Source organism: Pseudomonas sp. S1_G07, from assembly GCF_054668565.1.
On sequence record NZ_CP162778.1, the window covers coordinates 1,477,550 to 1,502,227 of the forward strand.

Here is a 24,678-nt window from a genome sequence, read left to right on the forward strand (position 1 = left end):
AAGAGGAGTCATTGCAATGGCCCGTATAACCGTTGAGCGTGCACATTCCCTGGGTAAAGAAGGGGCACGGGCAAAGGCCGAGAAGTTGGCACACAAACTCAAGGAACAATATGGCCTTGAGTCGTCCTGGTCGGGCGATACCTTGAACCTCAAGCGTTCCGGGGTAAAAGGCACAGTATTAGTGGCCGACGATTCGCTGCGCATCGATGTGGAATTGGGTCTGCTGATGTCGGCCATGAGTGGCACTATCAAGTCTGAGATCGAGAAAGCCCTGGATAAGGCATTGGCGTGACGCGGATGTTCTTAGGGTGCCGATTCTAATTTTTTCTCCTACTTTGTGCCCAAGCCCTCAACTCCTGTGGGCGGTTCCTCCACCCTGTTCTGCGTGAGGTGCACCATGGCCAAAGTTATCCTGAAGAAAAAAATCGACGCACAGACCGGCGCCCTGACCGACGTTAAAACCTACGCTCGCAAGATCTGGCTGGCAGGCCTTGGTGCCTATGCCAAGGTCGGCAGCGAGGGCGGCGAGTACTTCAAGGAGCTGGTTAAGAGTGGTCAACATGTTGAAAGTAAAGGTAAAAAAGTTGCCATTGAGCAACTTGATGCCGCCAACAGTCAGATTGACCAAGTAAAGAGTAATGTCTCCTCCGTCAAAGGTCTGGTAGAAGTTCAGCTGGATAAAGTTGAAAAAGCTTTTGATACTCGCGTTGCAAGTGCCTTGAATCGAATCGGCATTGCGTCTAAACATGACGTGGAGACACTCTCTGCTAAGCTCGAAGAGCTGACGGCATTGCTCGAACGTGTCGCGCGTAAACACTAAGGAGACATCGGGATGGCTGTTAAAAAGACTACTCAGAAAGAAAGCAGCTCGTGGGTCGGGAAAGTTGAAGAGTATTCCCGAAAAATCTGGCTCGCTGGTTTAGGCGTGTACTCGAAGATCGACAGTGACGGCAGCAAACTCTTCGAGACGTTGGTCAAGGACGGCGAGAAGGCCGAGAAGTTGACCAAAAGCGCAGTGGGTAAAAAAGTTGATGCCGCCAAGGCGAGCGCCGGTACTGCCAAGTCGAGTCTTTCCGACACGTGGGGCAAGTTGGAAGAGACTTTGGACAAGCGCCTCAACAGCGCTATTTCACGACTCGGCGTGCCTAGCCGCACTGAAGTCAAGGCACTGCACAGCAAGGTCGATACCCTGACCAAGCAGATCGAGAAACTGACCGGTGCCAAAGTGGCTCCTGTCAAAGCCGCCGCCGCTAAACCTGCGGCCAAGCCCGCCGCCAAGCCCGCCGCGAAAACGGCTGCCGCCAAACCTGCCGCCAAAACCGCCGCCAAGGCTCCGGCAAAAGCTGCCGCCAAGCCAGCGGCCAAAACCGCCGCAGCAAAACCAGCGGCTAAACCCGTTGCCAAGGCTGCCGCTAAACCTGCTGCCAAGCCTGTTGCCAAGTCGGCGGCTAAACCTGCCGCCAAACCTGCTGCCGCCAAGCCCGCAGCGGCAAAACCTGCTGCTGCCAAGCCTGCGGCAAAACCCGCAACCGCCAGGAAACCAGCGGCTGCGAAAAAACCAGCAGCGGCCAAGCCGGCGACTGCGCCAGCACCCGCCGCCTCGACAGCCAACTCGGCTTCCACGCCGACCCACGCTGCGGCGACGCCGACTGCAACGCCGGTAGCTCCGACGCCATCCAGTCAGTCCTGATTTTTCCGGGACCGCAAAAAATGCCCGGCCTGCAGAGGTCGGGCTTTTTTTTGGTTCTTCACGGAATCCCGGGAAACACAGAAACAAGAACGCCGATTTGATGGATGATGTTCGTGCGAGCAAACACATCTAAAAAACCGGCGTTCTTATGCGCGATATTAATACTTTCCTTCCCTTTTGGGAGGGCTTTTCTGTCGTCGCGATCAAACCTGACGGCGATGCCCTTCAAATCGACCTGATCCCCCAGGCCACGCGATTTCCCACCTGTGGTGGCTGCCAAAAGCTCTGTCCAACAACTCATGAATACTGCGATCGAGTCGTGCGTGACTTGCCGATTCTCGGTCGCGCAGTCCGCCTCAACGTGCAACTCAGGCGTGTTGGCTGCCGTGATTGTGGCAAGCGCATGGAGGTCGTCAGTTGGCTGGATCGCTATGCCCGCATGACGCGCCGGCTGGCAGAGGCCGTTATTCAAGCCTGCGAACGCCTTCCTACACTGCATGTTGCGCAAATGTTCGGGCTGCACTGGGACACCGTTCGGTTGCTGGAGCGGCGCGCTCTGCAAGCGGCGTTGAGTGCCTTACCCAAGGCCCAGCCACGGCGCTTGATAATGGACGAGTTCGCGTTATTCAAAGGTCATCGCTACGCCAGCGTGGTGTTGGACGCTGATACTCGGCGAGTGCTTTGGATCGGCGAAGGCCGTAGCCGAGCGGCAGTCAGACCGTTTTTCGAAGAGCTGGGGCCAGAAGGGTGCGCCCGAATTGAAGCGGTAGCGATGGACATGAACACGGCTTATGACCTGGAGGTTCGCCAACACTGCCCAAAAGCACGGGTGATTTATGACCTTTTCCATGTGGTCGCCAAATATGGCCGAGAAGTGATTGATCGTGTTCGCGTTGACGAGGCGAACCGACTGCGCCATGACAAGCCCGCTCGAAAGGTCATAAAGCAAGCGCGATGGTTGCTATTGCGTAACCCGGAGAACCTGAAAAAGCCGGAACAGCAGGTTCATTTACAGGATCTGCTGGCCGCTAACCAATCGTTAATGACGGTCTACTTGATGAAGGCCGAGCTCAAAATGCTCTGGGCGCCGAGCGATGCCTGGGACTGGAGATCAGCCTGGAAGCAGTGGCTGCGTCACGCTCAAGAAAGCGAAATACCCGCACTGATCCAGTTCGCAAAGCGACTAAAGGGCTACTGGCGGGGCATCGTGAGCCGGGTACGCTGGCCAATGCACACTGGTCAGTTGGAAGGAATAAACAATCGAATAAAGGTCATCAAACGAATGGCGTACGGTTACCGGGACAGCGAATTCTTTTTCATGAAGATCAAGAGCGTCTTTCCCGGCAATCCGTGAAGAACCTTTTTTTTGCGCGCGTATAACGTTGACGTACGCGCGTCAGTTGTACGTGATCGAAACGGTCACGGCGCTGGCCAGGGTGCCGTGGGTGATCGCAGCGCCGGTGGTGTGGTACGCCGCAGTGAGCGGCAGCACGGCCTTGTTGCTGGTCGTCGCAACGCTACGGCTGCGTTGGGCCGCGGCACCGTTGGCCGGAATGGCTTGCAAGGGCGACGCGCGATGCAGCAACCACAGCGCCGTACCGCGCGAGGTCCCCGAATTGGCAAACAGCGCGGGGTGGCCTTCGGCGGGGGTGCCCGCGAACAAGAAAATCACGTTGCGTATATCCGACTCGCACTCGGCCGTAATCTCGAAATCCAGCGAGCCCGCGCTGGGGCTGTTATCAAAGTCTGAAACCTTGATGGCCGGCAGGGTAATGGTGCGATTCACGTCGCCCGCTGCGAGGTTGCATGTGCCGGCGTTGATTTGGCCGGCAAAGCTCAAGGTGCCCGTGGTCGCGGCGTGAAGCGCGTGGGCGACGAAACTCGTGGTGAGCGCCAGCAGCAGGCGCAGGGGCTTGGTCTTCATCAGTCGGTGCTCTGGCGTTCAGTTGTAGGTGAGGGTGACGGTGGCCGTGCTGGCGAGCGTGCCTTGGCTGACCGTGCCGTTCTTGTGATAGGCCGCGCCGAGCGGCAATACCGCACGATTGCCGGAGACCTTCAGCGTGCGCGTGTGGCCGGTGCCATTGGCGGGAATGGTCTGGTTAACCCCATTGATGCGTGAGTACAGCCACAGCGCCACGCCGCTGGCAGTGCCGGTGTTGGCGAAAAGCGCGGTATTGCCGGGCGCAGGGCTGCCGGAAAAGCTGAAGGTCACATTGGTTGCATCGCTGCAGTTCGCACTCAGCTCGAAGTGGCGCGCACCTGCGAATGTGGCGGTTTGGAAGGTGCTCACCTTGACGGGGTCAAGCGTGATCGTGCGGTTGACGTCACCGGCCGCCAGATCGCAGGTGGCAGCAGGCCTGACGAAGCGAACCGCGTTGCCGAGCCGTAGCAGCATGTTCGGCTCCGTATGCCACGTTGATCTGAAGATGTCTCCGCTCTTTATAACTCCGGTTGTGACTGGTCCGATTTTGTAGAACGCGGCCTCTGCGTTGGTGAGCGTCGGCCATATGCCGGGCGCCGAGAGCGCACTTTGACTGTGTATTCCATAGGGATTGGTCAGGCCCCGGGCGTCCTTGATGAAAATGCGAATGCCAATGCCCGGGACCTCGGTGTGATAGGCCAGGGTGGCCGGGTCTTTGATGTCCGGGTATTTTCCAATGATCGTGGCCTGGGTGACGGTCGGGCAATAGATGAGGAGGCTGGGCCCCGTGCCGCTGAACGGCTGTCGGGTGATCACGCTGCCCACGGGCAGGCTGTCGGGCACGGTGATTGTCGCCGCAAGGGTGAGGGTATGGGTGGTGGCCATGGGGTATCTGTCGCACTCCGCATGAGCGGCGAGTGGCAGGCCAAGGCCCAGCAGTGTCGACAGGCGTATGATCGAATGCTTCATGATGAGCCTCGGGAAAAGAGTGGGTCGGTCACGACGGGCCGAGCGGCCGTGGCGTTACCGGGCGCGCATGTGCCGGCGTGCAGGTGCCGCAGGCGCTGTGGAGCAGGGAGAGCGGGCTGCTGGCCCGTGCCGTAGGTCAACCGGCACAGGGTTTCAGTGTGGGCGCCCCACCTGACCGTCAGTTGCCCGTGGGGGCGAGACACGCGCACAAAGGCCTTGCCACCCTGGCCGACCACCCCCACGCTGGCACCGTCTTCGTCGAACACATCCGAACCGAACGGCAGCGGGCTGCCATCCTCGCGCACCGCCGTGATCAGCAACGCCTGGCCGCTGACGGTCTCGAACTGCAGCTTCACCACCGCACCGGCGCGTGGCGCCACGTTCTGCGAAGCGCTCTTGAGTTCCACGTCGACGGACAGGTCCTTGGGGTCGAGTTCGACGACGTTCTGGCGGTAGGGTGTGAGATGAGGCACCACGGCGAAGCCGCTCTGGCCGATCCGGGCACTGTGGTTGCCGTTGATGCGCGCGCCCACCGCGTCCGGTACCTGAACGATGCCCAGGGTATCGCCCAGCTCCGGGGCAAAGGTCACGCCGCCCGGGTGGGCGACAATCCCGCCCGTCATGCCGACGGAGGTCGAACGGTATGCATCGCTTTGGCCATAGCCGGCGGACAGTACCCCATGACCTGTCTGGTATTTCACGTCGGCACTGGTGGCGCTGCGGCCGCCGGCTCCGCTGGCACTCACGGCATAGCTGAGTTCGCCACGCTCGCCATTGCTGCCACCCAAGCTGATGCGCTCACCGCTGTTGTGGTCACCACGGTAGAGCGTGGTGGTCAGGCTCGGTGCGCGTGCGCCGCCGCCCAGTGGCAGGCTCAGGGTCAAGTCCACTTGCTTGTCGACCCGCTCACTCAGCAAGTCGCGGCTGCGCTGTACGCTGACGGTGTAGTGCAGGCGCTTCCAGCTGCCGCTGTAACCGCTGGTGAACGTCAGGTTGCCATCGCTGCGGTTCCAGTAGTGTTGCGCGGAGCCGGTCAGGTACACCGAGCCGTTGCCCAGGCTTTGGTTGAGGCTCAGGTCCATCCTGTCGCGCAGGCGCGAGACGCTTTCGCCCTTCAAACCGTCGATGGCGAGGCCGCGAATGCGTGCGGCATCGCCCATGTCGAGGAAGCCTGCGGTGGAGTACCGGTACGCGCCCAGTGCAAAGTGGGTGCCGGTATCGGCGAAGTTCTTGCTGTAGCGCAGTTGCACGCTTTGCCCTTCACGCGAGCCCTGGCCCGGCAGTTGCGCAACGGAGTGGGTCAGGTCGAACGACAGCGCGCCGAGAGGGGTATTGAAAGCCGCGCCGAGCAACTGCGAGTGGTAGTCGTCGGCCAGCACCATACCGGTGTAGCCGGTCAGCAGGTTGTTCAGGCCCTGCTGGAAGGTTGCCTGCAGCAGCGTCGGTGCGTGGCGCAGGCCGACTTCATCCAGTTGGCCAAGGCTGATGGCGTACTGGTAATGGCCGGGTCGCAGCAGGTGGGTATTGGCGGCGAACGGCACGACGAACGTGCGGACCCGGCCGTCGGCCTCGGTAATCGTGACATCGAGGTCGCCGCCATATCCGGTGGCAAACAAATCGTCGAGGACGAACGGGCCGGGCGCTACCGATACCTCGTCCAGCAACACGCCGCGTTGCCGCACGCTGACTCGTGCGTTGGTCTCGGCCACGCCGCGTACCACCGGGGCAAAACCGCTCTGCGAGTCAGGCAGCATGCGGTCATCGCTGAACAGGCTGGCACCGCGCAGGCGCACGCTGTCGAACAATGCGCCGGGGGTGTAGATTTCGCCCACCATCAGTTGGGCCTGCAGTGGGCCGACTTCGCGCTGCACATACGTGGCGCTGCGTTGATAACCCGAGGCCAGGCGGGTGCGGGTGTAGTTGCCGTTGTGGCGCCAGTGCCAGTCGCCCAGGTTGAGGCCTGTGTTCAGGCCCAGGTAGCTGGAACCCAAGGAGCGACCGCCCGAGCGCGTGGCAAAGGTGTTGAGGTTATAGCGCACAAAGGCGGCATCGATGCCGCTGTCCCAGTGTTGCGGGTCGACATAGCCTCTCGGCTGGCGCGCCAGGTAAATGTGCGGCACTTGCAGGTCCAGGCGGCCTTCTCCAGGGTCAAAGTGGCTGCTGGCGCCGGGCAGGTCCGTGGCGATGTCGGCGCAATCGGAGGAAGGTGTTGTCGCGGTGATGCCAAACCTCAGCAGCGCGTCATGCGCCAGGCAAACCTGTGCCGACTTCTGGCCCTCTACCGCTGCGAATGGCAAGGTCTCGCGCCCTATCCACTGGCCGTTGAGGTAGACCTCGGCGCGATAGCTGCCGGGCAGCACGACATTGCCGCTATTGAAGCGTGAGACGTCCACCTGCAGGCCCACTGCGCCGTCTGGAAAAAACGCCGGGTTGAATTCGACCTGCTCGGCAGCGTGGCAGCCCATGGCATGGGCACTCCCCACCAGTAACAGGCCGCGCACCGAGCGCTTCAAGCGACGGTGTCTTACCGAGACTGTCTTCAAACTCATGTTCAATGTACCCAAACAATTGCGATGCAAATTTCGGCATGGGGAGCCCCTGCCCGCATGGATGGGCTTGAACCGAAGGTGTGTGATGCAGTGGGCCGCCTGCTTGCACAGGCGATGGCGCCAGTTGCCGGCTATGTCGCAAGGCCCGTCATGGCCAGGCCTCGGCGCTGTGGGGGACCTTTACGCCAAAATCGTCGAGCGTCTGGAACTCGATGGTGATCGCTGCGTCGTCCGATGGCGGCATGAGCGTCGGCAGCGCAAAGCGATTGTGGCCGCCAGGCACCACCATGTTCTCGGCGCCGGTTGCCCCGGGGGCGCGGGTATGGCGTTGCCCCGAGGCCTGCACATCGATCTGTTCGAACGTCACGTGATAGGGCGTCGGGTTATAGACTTCCAGGGCCTGGCCCTGCGCGGTGGATACGCGGCGCCATTGCAGCTTTCCAGGGGCTGCGTCGACGGCATATGGCAGGGCATGCGGGCGAAAAAACAGCTTGATGCGCGAGCGAAAGGCGAGCTGCAACTGGTTGCCCTGCTGGGCGCCATGGGATTGCGCAGGCACCTCCAGCAGGTTGAACCAGAACAGGCTTTCCTGCGTCGATGGCAAGGTTTCGCCGGTATAGGCCAGGCGCACCACCTGCTGCTTGCCGGGTTCCATGCGGAAAATCGGCGGCGTGGCGACAAAGGGATGCCCGCCAGGTCTGGCGTTGAATGTTCGTCGCCATTGTCCAGCCACGCCTGGACCAGCACCGGCGCCTCATTGTTGCTTTCCAGCCTGACCGTCACCTCGTTGGCCTCTTGCGGGTAAATCACCCGCGTGCCGTTGATGACCACGCTGGCTTGCACCGTGGTGGGGCTCAACAGCGTGCAAAGCAGCAGTGCGTGGAAAACAGAAATGGCATGCATAGGGTTATTCGCCAGTGGAGGCCAGGTCGACCGAGTGCTGTACGCGGGCGCCAAAGTCGCTGACGGTGGTGAACTCGACCCTCACCGCATGGCTTGGATGTTTGCGCAACTGGGGCAAGACAAAGCGTTTTACATCGCCGGCCGGCCGCAACAGGCTGTCGTTGGCCGCCTGGTTCGGCGCCTTGCTGAAGCGCTTGCCTGCGCTGACCAAATCCACCGATGCGAGGGAAATATGGTACGGCGTAGGGTTGGTGGCTTGCAGGGCGAACCCCTGCTCATGGGCCACCAGCTGCCACTGCAGTTTTGCCGCCGCGCCCGCCACCGGGTAAGGCAGCGACGACGGCCGCAGGAACACCCGCAAGCGCGTGCGGAACGACAATTGGATCTGGTTGTTCTGCGCGGCCTGCGCGGACAGCGGCGGCACTTCCAGCACGTTCAGCCAGAACAGGCTTTCGCGATCGGTGGGCAGCGGCTCGCCGGAATAGCGCAGGCGCAGTGCCTGTTGCTGGCTGGGCTCGATACGGAACAGCGGCGGCGACAGCGTGAACGGCGAGTGTGCGGTCGCTGGCGTCGAGTGTCGATCGCCCGTATCCAGCCAGGTTTGTACCAGCGTCGGGCGGTTTCCCTTATTCTCCAGGCGCACCACGACCTCCTGCTGTTCGGCCGGGTAGATGACTCGTGTGCCGTGGACAATTACGCCGGCCTGGACGGGGGGCACCCACAGCGAGGTGCCTGCCAATACATAGCAGGCGAGCGCAAGGGGGGTGAGGATGTTCATCATGTGCGATCTCTTCGAACCTTGTGCGACGAGCTACTCGGCGTACTCGACCATAAAGCCGACGCGGGTCTTGACCGCGCCTTCGGTGGCGGCGCCGCTGGCATACAACTGGGCCGCCAGGGGGATGACGGCCTGGTTGTCGACAATCACCACACCTTCGGATTTTTCGCTGTAGACGTTGATGGCCGTACCGTCGCGGCGGGTGACTTCCACCTGCACGTTCTTGGCGTTGGTGATGTCGTCGGGGTCGTCATGACCGTCGATGTTCAAGCGCCCGCTGGCGACGTCGATGGCCGGGCTGGTCGGGTCAAAGGCGATCATGGCGGTGCGCCCGTTGGTGCAACTGGCCTCACCCGGTGCGCCAATGCGAACGGTGAAACCGGTAAGGTTGGAGCGGCTGCCCGCCGTGGCCAGGCGTGAGGCGCTGACGCCGCCCAGGTTGACGTTCTTGACCACTGCGCCAGTGCCCGATGCGGCGCTTTCGACTGTGCACGTCACGTCGGACACCAGGCCGTTGAAATGAATAACGCCGTCTGTGGCGTGCGCGGTTGGCGAGGTCGCGGCGGTAAAGGCGAGTGCGGCCGCAAGAGTGGAGAGAGCAGTGAGGTTCATCGTAAGTCCAGTCGTCAGATAAGGAGTGTTCCGCCTGATTAATGAACTCGGGTTTCCCTCAAGTGGCGGTGCAGATAATTTGTATCAAAAGGTGAATCCGCTCTATAGAGAACCCACGAGTTGCTCTTCGTGATTGTTCGAAATCCTGTTGTTTTGTTTGTTTTTTTTGAGGTTGTATTTCTGTATATCAGTCATTTACTAGGAATTTTCCTTCAGTACTTACTGTAAGCAAGAGCACCAATTAGTGCGTCCTTGTATTGATCCCTATAGGTCGCTGAGCTATACCGGGCTCACCGAATGTGTGCAGTGCTGCATTGACCTGTGTGGGGCTTCTATGCGTACTTCAATTTCCACTGCGTATACCGTCATGTTGCTGGATGACCATGAAATGGTTCGGCAAGGCATTGAGCTGAGCCTGAGCAAAGAATCGGATATCGAGGTGATCGGTTCCTTCGGAACGGGCCAGCAACTGCTGGAGGCGCTTTCTCGGCGACGCGCGGATGTGGTGGTCATGGACTTCGCCCTGGCACCGTCGGACATTGATGGCCTCAGCCTGATCAGTGCCTTGCACAGGCGTTTCGTCAGTTGCAGGCCGTTGGTGGTGTCGTCGCACTACACGCCAGCCACCGTCTCATTGTCGTTGAAGGCCGGATGTTGGGGCATCCTGGGCAAAACCCAGAATCTGGCTGATCTGGTCACGGCCATTCGAACCGTTGCCCAGGGCCGTATTTATCTGCAGCCCACTATGATGCCCGCCTTGCAGGGCATGCAGTCAGTGCTTGAGTTTGCGCATAACGATCTGGACTTCTCGGAGCCTGTGCAATTGAGTGCCTGCCTGACTCCCAAAGAGCAGGAAGTGTTGCGCTGTTTTCTCGATGGCATGTCCGTCAGTTCGATTGCGGCCAAGTTCTCGCGCAGTGCAAGTACCATCAGCACGCAAAAACAATCGGCGTATCGAAAGCTCGGTATTACCAGTGACAGTGAACTGTTCAAGTTCACTCAGCAGTTCGGTAAGCCGGCATGAGTGCCGGTTAAAGTCGATCGTCCAGATAACGCAGCGCCAAACGTTGTGTCGCCTGCCGTGCCGGCGGCAACAGGTGGGGCGCCACCAGCATCATGATCTGGTACACCACCACCTGCACCTCGCCTCGGCGGTCGAGAATCCGTTGATAGTCCAGGGAGAACAGCAGGGTCATGGTGATCTGCTCCACCAACTGCCCGAGCGCTTGGGTATCACTGACCAATTGCCCTGCCGCCTGGAGCCGGGCCAGTAACGACGCGAGGGTGCGCTTGAGCGCCGTGAGCAGGCTGCGAATGCCTTTGGCCAGCTTCGGCAGACGCCCGGCCAGGTTCGACAGGTCCTGGAACAAGAACCGGTAATGGGCCATGCGCTCCACGATCAGGTGCAGGAACAGCCAGTAATCCTGGGCCTCCAGCTGCGCATCCGGCGGCGGGTCGAGCAGCGGTGCCAGCTCGTTTTGAAAGCGCTCGAACAGCCCGAGCACCAGGGGCTCCTTGCCATGGAAGTGGTAGTAGAGGTTGCCGGGGCTGATCCCCATTTCATTGGCCACCTCCATGGTCGACACGTTCGGCTCGCCCTTGTGGTTGAACAACTGCAGGGCACATTCAAGGATACGGTCGCGGGTCTTCATCCAGTCTTCTTAATGTGATCGTTGAGCTCAGCGCACGCGCACATAGGTGCCCGGCGCCGCTTCCATCGGTGGGTAATTCTGGTTGCCCAGGGCGGTCAGGGTTTCGCGTTGCGCGCCCGAGCGTTGCTGGATCCATGCCAGCCACTGCGGCCACCAGCTGCCTTCGATGTGGCTGGCGTCGTAGTACCAGGCGCGCGGGTCGCTGCTCAGCTTGGGGTTTTCGACGTAGTTGGCCTTGGGGTTGCCCGGCGGGTTGAGGATGCTCTGGATATGCCCGCTGTTGGACAGCACGAAACGCCGCTCGCCGCCCAGCAGTTGCGTGGAGCGATACACCGCATCCCACGGTGTGATGTGGTCGTTGATCCCGGCCACGCTGAAGCTGTCCACGGTGACCTTCTGCAGGTCGATAGGCGTGCCGCACACCTCCAGGCCGCCGGGATGGCTCAGCGGGTTGTGCTTGAAGAAGTCCAGCAGGTCGCCATGCAGCGCGGCGGGCAGGCGCGTGTTGTCGTTGTTCCAGTACAGGATGTCGAACGCCGGCGGTTCCTTGCCCAGCAGGTAGTTGTTGATCCAGTAGTTCCAGATCAGGTCGTTGGGGCGCATCCAGGCGAACACCTTGGCCATGTCGCGGCCGTCCAGCACGCCTTGCTGGTAGGAGCGGCGCTTGGCGGCTTCCAGGGTCTGCTCGTCGGCGAACAGCGTGGCGGGGCTGTCGATCTGGCTGTCCAGCAGGCTCACCAGGTAGCTGGCGCTGGAGATGCGGCGCAGCTGGCGCTTGGCTTGCAGGTGGCCTTGCAGGGCGGCGATGGTCAGGCCGCCGGCGCAGGCGCCCATCAGGTTGACCTCGCGGGCGCCAGTGATCGCCCGGCAGACGTTGAGTGCTTCTTCCAGCGCCGCCACATAGGTGGATAGCCCCCATTCGCGGTGGCGCACATCCGGGTTGCGCCAACTGACCATAAAGGTCTGCAGGCCATTCTTGAGGGTGTATTGCACAAAACTGTTGGCCGGGCTCAGGTCGAAGATGTAGTACTTGTTGATCTGCGGCGGCACGATCAGCAGCGGTTTGGCGTACTGCTTTTCGCTCATCGGCTTGTACTGGATCAGCTCCAGCAGTTCATTGCGAAACACCACCGCGCCCGGGGTGGTGGCGACGGTCTTGCCCACTTCGAACGCGTGCTTGCTGACCTGGCGCGGCAGGCCGTTGTTGTGCAGCAAGTCCTCGAACAGGTTACTCACGCCACGCACGACACTGTTGCCGCCGGAATTGAGCAGTTCCTTGACCGCCAGCGGGTTGAGCAGGGTATTTGACGGGGACACCGCATCGTTGAGCAGGGCAAACGCGAAGTGCGCGCGGGCCCGGTCATCGTCATTCAGCGCGCTATCGTCGATCCACTGGCGGGTCTGCTTCTGCCAGCTCAAGTAGGCTTGCAGGCTGCGTCGGTAGAACGGATTGAGTGTCCAGGTCGGGTCGACGAAGCGGCTATCGCGCGGGTTGGGCTCGTGCACGGTTTCGCCGAGCAGCACACGGCCGAGTTGGCCGCCGAGGGCCAGGGCGTGACGGGCGGTATGCACAGGGTTGCGCAGGCCATGAACGGCGACGCTGCGCAGCGTGGACAGCAGATCCCGGCCACGCAGGCCGGTGATCGCATTTTGCGCATTGATGAACGCGGCCGGGGTGGGCGCCGGGTTCGTCACGGGTCTTTCTCGCATGAGCCAACACTCCTTCGTCACAAGCGATCAACAGGCACGCCAATTCAGAACCATAGTCGGTTCCTGGCAAGTTGCGCGGCGGTGTGGTCCTTACACTGCCGGTCGTGGATGAATCACGGCGCGCAGGCGCTCTTCCTCGAGAAACTTCATGATGATCGGGGCAACGGCCTCGGCCCGGGTAATCAGGAACAGGTGGCCGTCATCGATGATGTGCAACTGTGCGTTGGGAATGCGCCAGGCGAGCATGCGCATGTTGATCAGCGGGATCAGCGGGTCGTCGTCCCCGGCCAGTACCAGGGTGGGCTGGCGGATCTTGTGCAGCCAGTGGATGCTGGTCCAGCCCACGCCGGCGAACAGCTGCCAGTAGTAGCCCAGCTTGCCGGCCGAACGCACTTTGCTCGCATGTTCGGCGGCCAGCTTGGAATCGCGGCGGAACGAGCCGCCATAAATCATCGGCGCGATGCGCACCACGTGGGACGGTTGGATGTAGCGGCGGGGGCTCGCCATCAGCCACAACACCTTTGGCTTGCCCGGCACCATAAAGGCGCCGGCGGCGGTCGCCGCCAGGATCAGCTTTTTGCAGCGCTCCGGGTAGTCGTAGGCGAACTGTTGCGCCAGCGCCCCGCCCCAGGACACACCCACCGCATTCACCTGGCCATAGTCGAGGTAATCGAGCATGCGCGCGGTGAGCTTGGCCAGGCCGGGAAAGCGATAGGGCCGCTTGGGCGTCGAAGAGCCACCCACGCCAGGCACGTCGAAGGCGATCACTTCCAGGTCCGGGTCCAGGGCCTGGACGAACGGAAACACCAGCTCAAGGTTGGCGCCGATGCCGTTGAAGATCAGCAGTGGCGTCAAGTGTGGCTTGCCCGGGCGTACCGCCGTGCGAATGGTCTGGCCATCCAGGTCGATGGTGCGAAAGATGAACGGTTGCGGCATGGGGGAGCCCTTCGATAGGTGCTTCAATCCCTGTAGGAGCAAGCTTGCTCGCGAAGGTCGTCAACGATAACGCGGGATAGCTGATGTCCCGTGTTGATCTTGAGCCTTTCGCGAGCAAGCTCGCTCCTACAGGACTAGCGTTCATGCACATAGGTACCCGGCGCCGCTTCGGCTGCAGCGTACGTCTTGTTGCCTAATACTGTCGGAGCCTTCTTCAACTTCCCCGCCCGTTCCGCCTGCCAGGCCTGCCAGTGCAGCCACCAGGAGTCGGTGTGCTTGGTCGCATTTTCCTGCCATTCCAGCGGCTTGCCCGCCAGGCTGTCGCTGGTCTGGTAGCGCGCCTTGGGGTTGCCGGGCGGGTTGAGGATGCTCTGGATATGCCCGCTGCTGGACAGCACGAACTCCACCTTGCCGCCAAACAACTGCGCCGATTTGTAGCACGACTGCCACGGTGTGATGTGGTCATTGGTGCCGGCCAGGGAGTAGATGTCGGCGGTGACCTGCTTGAGGTCGATGGGGGTGCCGCACACTTCCAGGGCGTTGGCGCGTACCAGCGGGTTGTTCTTGAACAGCTCGATCAGGTCGCCGTGGAAAGCGGCCGGTAAACGTGTGGTGTCGTTGTTCCAGAACAGGATGTCGAACACCGGCGGCTCGTTGCCCAGCAGGTAGTTATTGACCCAGTAGTTCCAGATCAGGTCGTTGGGGCGCATCCAGGCAAATACCTTGGCCATGTCACGGCCTTCCAGCACGCCGGCCTGGTAGGAATGGCGCTTGGCCGCTTCCAGGGTTTGCTCATCCACAAACAGCGCCACCTGGGTGTCCAGGGTGGTGTCCAGTACGCTTACCAGCAGGGTCAGGGCGTTGACCTTCTTTTCGCCCAGCGCCGCGTAGTGGCCGAGCAGCGCGGTGCAGGTGATGCCGCCGGAGCAGGCGCCGAGCATGTTGACGTCTTTGCTGCCGGTGATCGCCGTGACCACGTCGACCGCTTCCTTGAGCGCCTCGATATAGGTCGACAGGCCCCACTCACGCTGGGCCTTGGTCGGGTTGCGCCAACTGATGATAAACGTCTGTTGGCCATTGCGCAGGCAGAAGCGCGCCAGGCTCTTATCCGGGCTCAGGTCGAACACATAGAATTTGTTGATCTGCGGCGGTACTACCAGCAGCGGGCGTTCGTGCACCTGCTCGGTGATCGGTTTGTACTGGATCAGCTCCAGCACGTCATTGCGAAACACCACTGCGCCTTCTGTGGTGCCCAGGGACTTGCCGACTTCAAAGGCGTCCATATTGACCTGGCTCGGCATACCGCCGTTGTGCACCATGTCCTTGGCCAGATGGGACAGACCGTCGAGCAGGCTTTTGCCGCCGGTCTCAAAAAAGCGCTTCACCGCCGCCGGGTTGGCCGCGCTGTTGGTGGGGGCCATGGCTTCGGTCATCAGGTTGATCACGAAGTGGCCGCGGCTGATGTCCTGCTCCGACAGGTTGCTGTCGCCGATCCAGTCGTGCAGCTCCTTGCGCCACGCCAGGTAGGTTTGCAGGTAACGTTTATAGAGCGGGTTCTGGCTCCAGGCCGGGTCGTGGAAGCGACGGTCGTCGCTTTCCGGCGTCAACGCGGATTTGCCGAACATCACATTTTTCAACTCGATGCCAAAATGTGCGACGTGCTTGACGCTGTGCAACGGTTGCTTGATGGCTTGGGTCAGCACCATCTTGGCCGAGGCCAGTAAATCCTTTTTGCGTAACGCGATGATCGGGTTCAGCCCCAGGGTGTTTTCCGAGGCCTGGCGTTTCAAGTCATCGTTGTTCTTGTTACTCATCTACGACGCTCCATTGTCCGGAAGACGAGTACCGGGTACCGCTGTGGACCAAGTTTAGATACACAACACAAGCCTGGTACTGCGACTCGGGTGACCGTTGATACCGCATCGTCAAATGCAGGGAACTTGCCAGTTCCATTGGTTACCCGAGTTTAATTTTTTTCGCAAGCGGGCCAATCGTTGGCCACGCGACAGGGCATTCAAGCAAATGAAATTAGAAAATGCCCTCTAAAGAGCAAGACGCCTGGGCTAGAGCATCAGCCGCACGACCGACGCATTCGGATCGCGGGTTTTGCCGGCGGCCTTGAGCTCGGCGAGATAATCGGCCCACAGCGCGTCCTGACGCACGGCCAGTTGGTAGAGGTAGTCCCAGGTGAACAGTCCGCTGTCATGGCCGTCGTCGAAGGTCAATTTCAGTGCGTACTGACCGGCCGGTTCGATACGGGTCAAGCGAACGTTGAGTTTGCCGAATTGCAGGATGGGTTTGCCGTGGCCCTGCACCTCGGCGGAAGGCGAGTGCACGCGCAGCAGTTCGGCGGGCAACTGGTAAACCTCGTCGGGACCATAGGTGAGGCCGAGGGTGTTGGAGGTTTTGTGCAAATTAACAGCGGTGGGGAATTTTGGCATTGGGAGACACCTTGGGCTGTAAGCTACAAGCCGCAAGTTGAGTGTGTTCAGCTTGCGGCTTGTAGCTTACAGCTTGCGGCTTACAGAATGTATCGCGACAGGTCTTCGTTCTGCGCCAATTCGCCCAAGTGGCGGTTGACGTAGTCGGCGTCGATCTTGATCGCTTCGCCATTCTGCGAACCGGCCATGTCGCCGGCGCTGAAGGACACTTCCTCCAGCAGGCGCTCAAGCAAGGTGTGCAGGCGACGGGCGCCGATGTTTTCGGTCTTTTCGTTGACCTGCCAGGCGATCTCCGCCAGGCGCTTGATACCGTCCGGCTGGAACTCGATGCCCAAGCCTTCGGTTTTCAGCAGCTCGCGGTATTGCTCGGTGAGCGAGGCGTGCGGTTCGCTGAGGATGCGCTCGAAGTCGCCTGGAGTCAGCGCCTTGAGTTCCACACGAATCGGCAGGCGGCCTTGCAGCTCCGGCACCAGGTCGCTTGGCTTGCTCAGGTGGAACGCACCGGAGGCGATGAACAGGATGTGGTCGGTCTTGACCATGCCCAGTTTGGTGTTGACGGTGCACCCTTCGATCAACGGCAACAGGTCGCGCTGTACACCTTCGCGCGAGACGTCGACACCGCCGGAGTTACCGCGTTTGGCAACTTTGTCGATCTCATCGATAAACACGATGCCATGTTGTTCGACCGCTTCGAGGGCCTTGGCCTTGAGCTCCTCCTCATTCACCAGGCGCCCGGCTTCTTCGTCGCGCACCAGTTTCAGCGCTTCCTTGACCTTGAGCTTGCGGCTTTTCTTTTTGCCCTTGCCCATGTTGGCGAACAGGTTCTGCAACTGGCTGGTCATTTCTTCCATGCCAGGCGGCGCGGAGATGTCGATGCCTGCGACCTCGGCGACTTCGATCTCGATTTCCTTGTCATCCAGCTGGCCTTCGCGCAGGCGCTTGCGGAACAGCTGGCGGGTGTTGGAATCGGACGACGGTGAGGCGTCTTCGTTAAAGCCCATGCGCGCCGGTGGCAGCAGGGCATCGAGGATGCGTTCTTCGGCGGCGTCTTCGGCGCGATGGCTGACCTTGGTCACTTCCTGCTCGCGCAGCATCTTCAGGGCAGCATCGGCCAGATCACGGATGATCGACTCGACGTCACGGCCCACATAGCCGACTTCGGTGAACTTGGTCGCTTCGACCTTGATGAACGGTGCATTGGCCAGCTTGGCCAGGCGCCGGGCGATTTCGGTTTTACCGACACCGGTCGGGCCGATCATCAGGATGTTCTTGGGCGTTACTTCAACGCGCAGTTCTTCGGGCAGTTGCATCCGGCGCCAGCGGTTACGCAGGGCAATGGCAACGGCGCGCTTGGCATCGTCCTGGCCGATGATATGGCGGTTGAGTTCATGGACGATTTCGCGGGGAGTCATGGACATAGTGTTTGGCGGCCTCAAGCGGGAATAAGCAGTGGCTTATTCAGCGAGGTCCTGCTCCTCAATGGTGAAGTTGTGGTTGGTAAACACGCAGATATCGCCAGCGATACCCAATGCGGTCTCGACGATTTCCCGGGCCGACAGGTCGGTTTTCTTCAGCAGCGCGCTGGCCGCCGCCTGGGCATAACCACCGCCGGAACCCATGGCGATCAGGCCATGTTCAGGCTCAACCACATCGCCGTTGCCGGTGATGATCAGGGACGCGTCTTTGTTGGCCACGGCCAGCATGGCTTCCAGACGGCTGAGGGAGCGGTCGGTGCGCCATTCTTTGGCGAGTTCGACTGCGGCGCGTACGAGGTGGCCCTGGTGTTTTTCCAGCTGGCCTTCAAAACGCTCGAAGAGGGTGAAGGCGTCGGCGGTGGCGCCGGCAAAGCCTGCGAGCACCTGGCCGTGGTACAGGCGACGCACTTTTTTGGCGTTGCCTTTCATCACGGTATTACCCAGGGAAACCTGGCCGTCGCCACCCATGACGACTTTGCCGTGGCGACGTACTGAAACGATGGTGGTCAAGGGGAGAGTCTCCACGCAGCGGGGCGAAAATGCCCTGATGGAAACTCATATGGGGGTGGCGGGGGGGATTTCAACCATACGGTCGGTGTACGGACGAGTGGTGTGTACCTGTCCGACATGCACCGAAGACCACCGCTGAGCCATTGTGGGAGCCGGGCAAGCCCGGCTCCCACATTTGTACTGCGTTGACTGAGCGTTACCGGCTCTGGCGTTGTTGTAACAGCAGGTTGCTAAAGCCGGCGCCAGCCAGTTGTTTCTGTGCCACGGTCAGCTGTTCGCGGTTGCTGAACGGGCCGACCAGCACGCGATACCAGGTCGCGTCCTTCACCGTGCCGGACTCCACCGAGACCGTCTGGCCCAGCAGGATGATCTGCGCGCGCACGCGATCCGCATCCGCCTGTTTCGGGAACGAGCCCGCTTGCAGGAAGAACTTGGTCACCGGCGCGGCCTTGGTCGCTGCAACCGGCGGTGCCGGTGGCGGGGTGATCCCGGCCAACGCTGCCTGGGCTCGCGCGGTGTCGATTTTCGCCGCTTCCGCTGGCGTCACCGGCGTGGTCGGCACCTGTGGGGTGGGCAGGGTTTTTTCCGGCACGGCGTCGGGCGGTACGATCACTTCCGATTCCGGCAGCAGCGTGTAGAAGTCGTATTTCGGCTTCACCGGTGCGGTCGGGCTCGGGGCGGTCTTGTTGGCTTCGGCTATTTTCGAGGCCTTCTGCTGTTCCTGTTTGACCCGTTTGACGTCATCGCCCTGGCCTGGGTCCAGTTTCATCAGGAACACGATAAACGCGCCGACCGTAAGGCCGATGGCCATCCACAACCAGCCCGGGATCGGCTTCTTCGCCGGGGCCTGGTAGCGGCTGGCGCCGCGCTTGGGTGCAGGTTTTTCTTGGCGGCCAACTTACATACGCTCCAGAGTTTCCAGGCCCAGCAGTTCCAGGCCTTGCTTGAGGGTCCGTCCAGCCAGTGCAGCGAGGCGCAGGCGACTTTGTTTGTGGGCTTCGTCGTCGGCGCTGAGGATCGGGCAGTTCTCATAGAAGCTGGAGAACAACCCTGCCACTTCGTACAAATAGCTGCACAGGATATGCGGCGTGCCTTTCTCGCCGACGCTGTTCAGCACTTCGCCGAATTGCGCCAGCTTGGCGCCCAGCTCCTGTTCCTGGGGGGCTTCCAGCACGATCTGCCCTTGTACTGCGTTGAAGTCCTTGCCCAACTTGCGGAACACCCCGGCCACGCGGGTGTAGGCGTACAGCAGGTACGGCGCGGTGTTGCCTTCGAAGTTGAGCATCAGTTCAAAGTTGAAGCTGTAGTCGCTGGTGCGGTGTTTGGACAGGTCGGCGTATTTCACCGCGCCAATGCCCACCACGCGGGCGATGTTGCGCAGGTCGGCCTCGGCCAGTTCCGGGTTCTTCTCCTTCACCAGGTTGTAGGCGCGATCCTGGGCTTCGTTGAGCAGGTCGATCAGCTTCACGGTGCCGCCGTCGCGGGTCTTGAACGGGCGGCCGTCGGCGCCGTTCATGGTGCCGAAGCCCATGTGTTCCATGTGCATCGGGTGGGTGACGAAACCGGCGCGGCGCGCCACTTCGAATACCTGCTGGAAGTGCAGGGCCTGGCGCTGGTCGACGAAGTACAGCGCGCGATCGGCCTTGAGCACGCCACTGCGGTAGCGCACGGCCGCCAGGTCGGTGGTGGCATAGAGGTAGCCGCCATCGGCCTTGACGATGATCACCGGCAGCGGCTCGCCGTCGGCGGTCTTGAATGCTTCGAGGAACACGCATTGCGCGCCGTTGCTCTCGACCAGCAGGCCCTTGGCCTTGAGGTCGTTGACCACGTTGACCAGGTCGTCGTTGTAGGCGCTTTCGCCCATCACGTCGGCCATGGTCAGTTTGACGTTGAGCAGTTCGTAGATTTTCTGGCAGTGGGACAGCGAGATCTCGCGGAAGCGGCTCCACAGCGCCAGGCATTCCTTGTCACCCGCTTGCAGCTTGACCACCAGGCCACGGGCGCGGTCGGCGAAGGCTTCGGATTCGTCGAAGCGCTTCTTGGCGGCGCGGTAGAAGTTTTCCAGGTCCGACAGCTCGTTGCTGGTGATCGGGTTTTCCTGCAGGTACGCCATCAGCATGCCGAACTGGGTACCCCAGTCGCCCACGTGGTTCTGGCGGATCACGGTATCGCCGAGGAACTCCAGCACCCGTGCGACGCCGTCGCCGATGATGGTCGAGCGCAGATGGCCCACGTGCATCTCTTTGGCCAGGTTGGGCGCCGACAGGTCGACGACCACGCGCTGGGTGGCGCCGGCCTTGTACGCGCCGACCTTGGCATCGGCCAGGGCAGCGTCCAGGCGCGAGGCCAGGGCCTGGGTGTTCTGGAAGAAGTTGATAAAGCCAGGGCCGGCGATGTCGGCCTTGGTAATGCTCTCGTTGGCCGGCAGCGCCGCGATGATTTTTTCCGCCAGGTCGCGCGGTTTCATGCCAGCGGGCTTGGCCAGCATCATGGCGATATTGCTGGCGAAGTCACCGTGGGTCTTGTCGCGGGTGTTTTCCACCTGGATCGCCGGCGTCAGGCCTTCAGGCAACACACCTTCGTTGACGAGTTGGGTGAGGGCTTGTTGGATCAGCTGGCGAATGGTGTCTTTCATGGTGTTCTCTTTCGACCGCAAGCGGCGGCGCGCGATGCGCAGGTGGAAAAACTGGGCATTATCCGTGGCGAGGGCGGGCTTGCCAACCGTTCCAGACCTGCGGGGCTCTTTAAGGGCATCCTGCCCACTGTAGGAGCGAGCTTGCTCGCGAAAATCGTCAACGACAACGCAGATATTCGGGTTGACGCGGCGCTCCCGGGGTTTTCGCGAGCAAGCTCGCTCCTGCAGGGCTAATACAAATCTACCGGGTCCACATCCAACGACCATCGCACCTGGCGGCCACTGGGCATTTGCTCCAGCGCAAGTAACCAGCTACTTAAGAGCCGATGCAGCGGCGCGCGGGAGGTGGCTTGCAACAGGAGTTGAGCGCGGTATCGCCCGGCGCGGCGCTCCATGGGCGCCGGCACCGGGCCCAGCAATTCGATGCCGCTCAGACCCAGTTCGCCGAGCAAACGTTCAGCGGCACTGCAGGCTTCATCCAAGAACCCTTCGGCCTGCCCCGGTTTGTGGGCTTCGGCGCGCAGCAACGCCAGGTGCGCAAACGGCGGTAGGCCGGCGGAACGGCGCTCGCTCAGGGCCTGTTCAGCGAAGGCAAAGTAGCCTTGCTCGGTCAGTTGGATCAGCAGCGGGTGGTCGGCCAGGTGCGTCTGGATAATCACCTTGCCCGGCTCCTCGGCCCGCCCGGCGCGGCCGGCGACTTGCACGATCAACTGTGCCATGCGTTCGCTGGCGCGAAAGTCACCCGAGAACAAGCCGCCGTCGGCGTCCAGGATCGATACCAGGGTTACTCGCGGAAAGTGATGCCCTTTGGCAAGCATTTGCGTGCCCACCAGAATGCACGGCTGGCCTTTCTGGATGGTGGCAAACAGCTGGTTCATTGCGTCCTTGCGCGAGGTGCTGTCGCGGTCGACCCGCAACACCGGGTAGTCCGGGAACAGAATGCCCAAACGCTCCTCGGCACGCTCGGTGCCCGCGCCCACGGGGCGCAGGTCGACTTTGCCGCACTGCGGGCAATGGCGCGGTACCCGTTCCACATGGCCGCAGTGGTGGCAACGCAGCTCGCCATGGCGCTGGTGCACGGTCATGCGCGCATCGCAGCGCTCGCATTCGGACATCCAGCCGCAATCGTGGCACAGCAACGTCGGCGCAAAGCCGCGCCGGTTGAGAAACACCAACACTTGCTGGCCGGCGGCGAGGGTCTGGCCGATGGCTTGTTGCATCGGCCCGGAGATGCCGCTGTCCAACGGGCGGCTTTTGACGTCCAGGCGCAGGAAACGCGGTTGCTTGGCGCCGCCGGCGCGCTCATTCAGGCGTAGCAGCCCGTAGCGACCGGTGTAGGCGTTGTGCAGGCTTTCCAGGGACGGCGTGGCCGAGCCCAGCACAATCGGGATGTCTTCCTGGCGCGCGCGCACCAATGCCAGGTCGCGAGCGTGGTAGCGCAGGCCTTCCTGCTGTTTATAGGAGCCGTCGTGTTCCTCGTCGATGATGATCAGCCCGGGGTTTTTCATGGGCGTGAACAGTGCCGAACGGGTGCCGATAATAATGTCCGCTTCGCCGTCCCGCGCCGCCAGCCACGACTCCAGTCGCTCACGGTCGTTGACTGCCGAGTGCACCAGGGCGATGCGCGCATTGAAACGCTGCTCGAAACGCGCCAGGGTCTGCGGGCCGAGGTTGATCTCCGGGATCAGCACCAGCGCCTGTTTGCCGGCTTGCAGGGTTTCGCGGATCAGCTGCAAATAGACTTCGGTCTTGCCGCTGCCGGTGACGCCGGCCAGCAGGAACGCGTGGAAGCTGTCGAACCCTGCGCGAATCGCTTCATACGCCGCGCGTTGCTCGGGGTTGAGCGGCAGTTCCGGCTGGGCCAGCCAGTGTTCGTGGCGCGGGTCGGGGGCGTGCTTGCGGATCTCGACCTGCACCAAGCCTTTGGCCAGCAGCAGGTCGAGGCTGTCTTTGCTCAGCATCAGCTTGCTGAGCAACTGATGGGCCACGCCATGGGGATGCTGGGCCAGGGTCGCCAGGGCTTCGCGCTGGCGTGGGGCGCGGGCGATGCGCGGATCGTCAAGACGGGCACCGGGCACCATCGACCAGAAGCGTTCCTGGCGTGCTTCGGCCAGTTCGCCCTGGCGCAGCAATACCGGCAGTGCCCAGCTTAAGGTGTCGCCAAGGCTGTGCTGGTAATACTGGGCGGTCCACAGGCACAGCTTGAACAGCGCGGGCGGCAGCGGCGGCGTGGTATCGAGCATGGCCAGGGCCGGCTTGAGCTTTTCGGCGGGCACTTCGCTGTGATCAGCGACTTCCACCAGGATGCCGATCATCTCCCGCCGGCCAAACGGCACGCGCACGCGCATGCCTGGCTGCAATTGCGCGCGCAGCACGCCAGCCGGGGCCCGATAATCGAACAGGCGGCGCAGGGGCGAGGGCAGGGCTAGGCGCAAAATGGCGTCGGGCACGCGAGGGATCTCATATAAAGGCAGGCAGTGGCGCAGGGGCGGGAGACTAGCAGACCGGCGGTGGAGGTGTCCCGTCTCCGGTATTGGAATGGAGGACTTCCGTGGGGGCCGGGGTTTTCTGATGAAAGGGCGTTTTCAGCCGTCACCGCCGCTTGCGCGTTTAAAAAGGTCTGGTAGAATCCGCGGCCTAATTACGTGCGGTATTCGACAATAGTGTCGAGTGGCGGCACGCTAGCCCGAGGAAGTCACCATGAAAGCCGATATCCATCCAGCGTACGAAACCATCGAAGTTACCTGCAGCTGCGGCAACAAGTTCGAAACTCGCTCGAACCTGTGCAAGCCACTGGGTACTGACGTATGCAACGAGTGCCACCCGTTCTACACCGGTAAGCAGAAAACTCTGGACACCGGCGGCCGTGTACAGCGCTTCGCAGATCGCTTTGGTGCTTTCGGCAAGAAGCCTGCTGCTACTCCAGCAGAGTAAGGCTAAAAAGCCTTATGGGCTTTTGCCAGCTGTTGAAAAAGGCGTCCCTTGCGGGCGCCTTTTTTGTGCCTGCAATTTGGCTGTCGGCCGCTCAGGCCGGAGCATTTTGCCCGGCGCCAGCGGGCCTGGCCCAGGTCGAGGTGCAGCGTGTGGTGGATGGCGACACCGTGCGCCTCAAGGATGGCCGCAGTGTGCGCATGATCGGGCTCAATGCGCCGGAAACCGGCAAGAAGGGCCGTACCGACGAGCCTTATGCCGTCGCTGCCCGACAACGCTTGCAGGCATTGGTGACGGCCAGTGATGGTCGCGTTGGCCTGGTGCCGGGGCGCGAGGGTAAAGACCGCTACGGTCGCACCCTGGCCCACTTGTATGGCGCCGATGGCGAGAATCTGGAGGCGCAACTGTTGGCCGAAGGCCTGGGGTTCCAAGTGGGCGTCGCGCCGAATGTTGATCTTGTGGCCTGCCAGCAGGCGGCCGAAAACAGTGCCCGCACTGCCGGGCTCGGGGTGTGGCGGCAGTCGCCGGTGCTGCATGTGGTGCAGCTCAAGCACTCCGGGTTTGCCCTGGTCAGCGGGCGCGTGAACAAGATCGAACGCAATCGTGGCGGAATCTGGATCGACTTGCAGGGCTCACTGGTATTACGCATTGCACCCGATCTGGCCCGTCAGTTCGACAGCAGCCTGCTCAATGGTCTGCAAGGCAAGACAATCGAGGCGCGCGGCTGGGTGCAGGATCGCGCCGGGCGTGGCGGGCGGAAAAACGACCAGGCGCGCTGGCTGCTGCCACTGACTGATCCGGGCATGCTCAAGCTGACGCAGCGGTAAAAATTGTAGACATTTTTTTATTCAATTGTGAACAGTTAAGCCCTTGTATCCCGTGGGCTTAGACCAAAGTACGGCGCTTTGGGGCCTTGACACTGGTGACTGCCCAGTCTTGTAGGGGCTTTACGACACGAGTATCCTC

Annotated in this window: 22 protein-coding genes and 2 pseudogenes; 8 read left to right on the top strand and 16 right to left on the bottom strand. The window is 61.6% G+C overall.

What is annotated here, in order from left to right:
• Positions 1-16: 16 nt before the first annotated feature.
• From AB4O05_RS06780 to AB4O05_RS06795, 4 genes are all read left to right on the top strand, one after another.
• Positions 17-292, top strand: a complete 276-nt coding sequence (locus AB4O05_RS06780) for a polyhydroxyalkanoic acid system family protein (RefSeq protein WP_122753825.1) — start codon at positions 17-19, stop codon at positions 290-292.
• 105 nt (positions 293-397) lie between these two features.
• Positions 398-820: a phasin family protein gene (locus tag AB4O05_RS06785; protein ID WP_460132069.1), complete on the top strand. Its 423-nt coding sequence runs from the start codon at positions 398-400 to the stop codon at positions 818-820.
• A 12-nt stretch (positions 821-832) separates the two neighbouring features.
• The gene (locus AB4O05_RS06790) at positions 833-1,690 is read left to right on the top strand and encodes a phasin family protein (RefSeq protein WP_460132067.1); all 858 of its coding nucleotides are present in this window, start codon (positions 833-835) and stop codon (positions 1,688-1,690) included.
• 148 nt (positions 1,691-1,838) lie between these two features.
• The gene (locus AB4O05_RS06795; protein WP_460131522.1) at positions 1,839-3,044 is read left to right on the top strand and encodes an ISL3 family transposase; all 1,206 of its coding nucleotides are present in this window, start codon (positions 1,839-1,841) and stop codon (positions 3,042-3,044) included.
• Positions 3,045-3,086: 42 nt separating this feature from the next.
• Here the strand turns inward: AB4O05_RS06795 and AB4O05_RS06800 are convergent, their stop codons facing one another.
• The 6 genes and pseudogenes from AB4O05_RS06800 to AB4O05_RS06825 all read right to left on the bottom strand — a co-directional run bounded on the left by AB4O05_RS06800 (position 3,087) and on the right by AB4O05_RS06825 (position 9,422).
• Complete coding sequence (locus AB4O05_RS06800; RefSeq protein ID WP_460132065.1) at positions 3,087-3,614, bottom strand: fimbrial protein; 528 nt, start codon at positions 3,612-3,614, stop codon at positions 3,087-3,089.
• 18 nt (positions 3,615-3,632) lie between these two features.
• Positions 3,633-4,580 carry a fimbrial protein gene (locus tag AB4O05_RS06805; RefSeq protein WP_460132064.1) on the bottom strand — a complete coding sequence of 316 codons (948 nt, stop codon included), beginning with the start codon at positions 4,578-4,580 and terminating at the stop codon, positions 3,633-3,635.
• Positions 4,577-7,129, bottom strand: coding sequence for a fimbria/pilus outer membrane usher protein (locus tag AB4O05_RS06810; protein WP_460132063.1), 2,553 nt, complete (start codon positions 7,127-7,129; stop codon positions 4,577-4,579). The genes AB4O05_RS06805 and AB4O05_RS06810 overlap by 4 nt, the downstream gene beginning before the upstream one ends.
• A 148-nt stretch (positions 7,130-7,277) precedes the next feature.
• Positions 7,278-8,032: pseudogene (locus tag AB4O05_RS06815) on the bottom strand (fimbrial biogenesis chaperone).
• Between the two features lie 4 nt (positions 8,033-8,036).
• Positions 8,037-8,810, bottom strand: a complete 774-nt coding sequence (locus AB4O05_RS06820) for a fimbrial biogenesis chaperone (RefSeq protein ID WP_460137648.1) — start codon at positions 8,808-8,810, stop codon at positions 8,037-8,039.
• 33 nt (positions 8,811-8,843) lie between these two features.
• Positions 8,844-9,422 carry a fimbrial protein gene (locus AB4O05_RS06825; RefSeq protein WP_460132060.1) on the bottom strand — a complete coding sequence of 193 codons (579 nt, stop codon included), beginning with the start codon at positions 9,420-9,422 and terminating at the stop codon, positions 8,844-8,846.
• 334 nt (positions 9,423-9,756) lie between these two features.
• Between AB4O05_RS06825 and AB4O05_RS06830 the strand changes: the two genes are divergently transcribed.
• Positions 9,757-10,446 (top strand): response regulator transcription factor, encoded by a 690-nt coding sequence (locus AB4O05_RS06830; protein ID WP_460132059.1) that lies wholly within the window; start codon positions 9,757-9,759, stop codon positions 10,444-10,446.
• A 7-nt stretch (positions 10,447-10,453) separates the two neighbouring features.
• Here the strand turns inward: AB4O05_RS06830 and AB4O05_RS06835 are convergent, their stop codons facing one another.
• The 9 genes and pseudogenes from AB4O05_RS06835 to argS all read right to left on the bottom strand — a co-directional run bounded on the left by AB4O05_RS06835 (position 10,454) and on the right by argS (position 20,781).
• Entirely contained in the window at positions 10,454-11,074 is a 621-nt protein-coding gene (locus tag AB4O05_RS06835) for a TetR/AcrR family transcriptional regulator (protein WP_460132058.1), read from the bottom strand.
• A gap of 27 nt (positions 11,075-11,101) precedes the next feature.
• Positions 11,102-12,784, bottom strand: a complete 1,683-nt coding sequence (phaC, locus tag AB4O05_RS06840) for a class II poly(R)-hydroxyalkanoic acid synthase (protein WP_460132056.1) — start codon at positions 12,782-12,784, stop codon at positions 11,102-11,104.
• Positions 12,785-12,874: 90 nt separating this feature from the next.
• Entirely contained in the window at positions 12,875-13,720 is an 846-nt protein-coding gene (gene phaZ / locus AB4O05_RS06845; protein ID WP_460132054.1) for a poly(3-hydroxyalkanoate) depolymerase, read from the bottom strand.
• A gap of 134 nt (positions 13,721-13,854) precedes the next feature.
• Positions 13,855-15,534, bottom strand: coding sequence for a class II poly(R)-hydroxyalkanoic acid synthase (gene phaC / locus AB4O05_RS06850; protein ID WP_460132053.1), 1,680 nt, complete (start codon positions 15,532-15,534; stop codon positions 13,855-13,857).
• A gap of 249 nt (positions 15,535-15,783) precedes the next feature.
• Positions 15,784-16,161 (bottom strand): gamma-butyrobetaine hydroxylase family protein, encoded by a 378-nt coding sequence (locus AB4O05_RS06855; protein ID WP_460132052.1) that lies wholly within the window; start codon positions 16,159-16,161, stop codon positions 15,784-15,786.
• Positions 16,162-16,241: 80 nt separating this feature from the next.
• Positions 16,242-17,579, bottom strand: a complete 1,338-nt coding sequence (gene hslU, locus AB4O05_RS06860) for an ATP-dependent protease ATPase subunit HslU (RefSeq protein WP_460132049.1) — start codon at positions 17,577-17,579, stop codon at positions 16,242-16,244.
• Positions 17,580-17,615: 36 nt separating this feature from the next.
• The gene (gene hslV / locus AB4O05_RS06865; RefSeq protein WP_010563201.1) at positions 17,616-18,146 is read right to left on the bottom strand and encodes an ATP-dependent protease subunit HslV; all 531 of its coding nucleotides are present in this window, start codon (positions 18,144-18,146) and stop codon (positions 17,616-17,618) included.
• A gap of 196 nt (positions 18,147-18,342) precedes the next feature.
• A pseudogene (locus tag AB4O05_RS06870) lies at positions 18,343-19,035 on the bottom strand (SPOR domain-containing protein); the annotation flags it as partial.
• Positions 19,036-19,044: 9 nt separating this feature from the next.
• On the bottom strand, positions 19,045-20,781 hold the full coding sequence (gene argS / locus AB4O05_RS06875) for an arginine--tRNA ligase (protein WP_460132044.1): 1,737 nt from the start codon (positions 20,779-20,781) through the stop codon (positions 19,045-19,047).
• Between argS and AB4O05_RS06880 the strand changes: the two genes are divergently transcribed.
• Positions 20,752-21,015, top strand: coding sequence for a hypothetical protein (locus AB4O05_RS06880; RefSeq protein ID WP_460132042.1), 264 nt, complete (start codon positions 20,752-20,754; stop codon positions 21,013-21,015). The genes argS and AB4O05_RS06880 overlap by 30 nt on opposite strands.
• On the opposite strand, the gene AB4O05_RS06885 is transcribed toward AB4O05_RS06880, so the two are convergent.
• Positions 21,012-23,231: a primosomal protein N' gene (locus AB4O05_RS06885; protein WP_460132040.1), complete on the bottom strand. Its 2,220-nt coding sequence runs from the start codon at positions 23,229-23,231 to the stop codon at positions 21,012-21,014. The two genes, AB4O05_RS06880 and AB4O05_RS06885, sit on opposite strands and share 4 nt — an antisense overlap.
• A 250-nt stretch (positions 23,232-23,481) precedes the next feature.
• Between AB4O05_RS06885 and rpmE the strand changes: the two genes are divergently transcribed.
• Together rpmE and AB4O05_RS06895 are read left to right on the top strand one after the other, a co-directional pair.
• Complete coding sequence (rpmE, locus tag AB4O05_RS06890; protein WP_005784030.1) at positions 23,482-23,715, top strand: 50S ribosomal protein L31; 234 nt, start codon at positions 23,482-23,484, stop codon at positions 23,713-23,715.
• A 14-nt stretch (positions 23,716-23,729) separates the two neighbouring features.
• Positions 23,730-24,539, top strand: a complete 810-nt coding sequence (locus AB4O05_RS06895; protein ID WP_460132038.1) for a thermonuclease family protein — start codon at positions 23,730-23,732, stop codon at positions 24,537-24,539.
• Positions 24,540-24,678: the final 139 nt, after the last annotated feature.

Coding starts and splice junctions, on each gene's coding strand:
- AB4O05_RS06810 (WP_460132063.1), bottom strand. CDS start 7,129: ATGAGTTTGAAGACAGTCTCGGTAAGACACCGTCGCTTGAAGCGCTCG.
- AB4O05_RS06830 (WP_460132059.1), top strand. CDS start 9,757: ATGCGTACTTCAATTTCCACTGCGTATACCGTCATGTTGCTGGATGAC.
- AB4O05_RS06780 (WP_122753825.1), top strand. CDS start 17: ATGGCCCGTATAACCGTTGAGCGTGCACATTCCCTGGGTAAAGAAGGG.
- phaC (WP_460132056.1), bottom strand. CDS start 12,784: ATGCGAGAAAGACCCGTGACGAACCCGGCGCCCACCCCGGCCGCGTTC.
- AB4O05_RS06855 (WP_460132052.1), bottom strand. CDS start 16,161: ATGCCAAAATTCCCCACCGCTGTTAATTTGCACAAAACCTCCAACACC.
- AB4O05_RS06805 (WP_460132064.1), bottom strand. CDS start 4,580: ATGAAGCATTCGATCATACGCCTGTCGACACTGCTGGGCCTTGGCCTG.
- phaZ (WP_460132054.1), bottom strand. CDS start 13,720: ATGCCGCAACCGTTCATCTTTCGCACCATCGACCTGGATGGCCAGACC.
- AB4O05_RS06785 (WP_460132069.1), top strand. CDS start 398: ATGGCCAAAGTTATCCTGAAGAAAAAAATCGACGCACAGACCGGCGCC.
- hslU (WP_460132049.1), bottom strand. CDS start 17,579: ATGTCCATGACTCCCCGCGAAATCGTCCATGAACTCAACCGCCATATC.
- AB4O05_RS06825 (WP_460132060.1), bottom strand. CDS start 9,422: ATGAACCTCACTGCTCTCTCCACTCTTGCGGCCGCACTCGCCTTTACC.
- rpmE (WP_005784030.1), top strand. CDS start 23,482: ATGAAAGCCGATATCCATCCAGCGTACGAAACCATCGAAGTTACCTGC.
- phaC (WP_460132053.1), bottom strand. CDS start 15,534: ATGAGTAACAAGAACAACGATGACTTGAAACGCCAGGCCTCGGAAAAC.
- AB4O05_RS06895 (WP_460132038.1), top strand. CDS start 23,730: ATGGGCTTTTGCCAGCTGTTGAAAAAGGCGTCCCTTGCGGGCGCCTTT.
- AB4O05_RS06835 (WP_460132058.1), bottom strand. CDS start 11,074: ATGAAGACCCGCGACCGTATCCTTGAATGTGCCCTGCAGTTGTTCAAC.
- AB4O05_RS06820 (WP_460137648.1), bottom strand. CDS start 8,810: ATGAACATCCTCACCCCCCTTGCGCTCGCCTGCTATGTATTGGCAGGC.
- AB4O05_RS06795 (WP_460131522.1), top strand. CDS start 1,839: ATGCGCGATATTAATACTTTCCTTCCCTTTTGGGAGGGCTTTTCTGTC.
- argS (WP_460132044.1), bottom strand. CDS start 20,781: ATGAAAGACACCATTCGCCAGCTGATCCAACAAGCCCTCACCCAACTC.
- AB4O05_RS06790 (WP_460132067.1), top strand. CDS start 833: ATGGCTGTTAAAAAGACTACTCAGAAAGAAAGCAGCTCGTGGGTCGGG.
- AB4O05_RS06800 (WP_460132065.1), bottom strand. CDS start 3,614: ATGAAGACCAAGCCCCTGCGCCTGCTGCTGGCGCTCACCACGAGTTTC.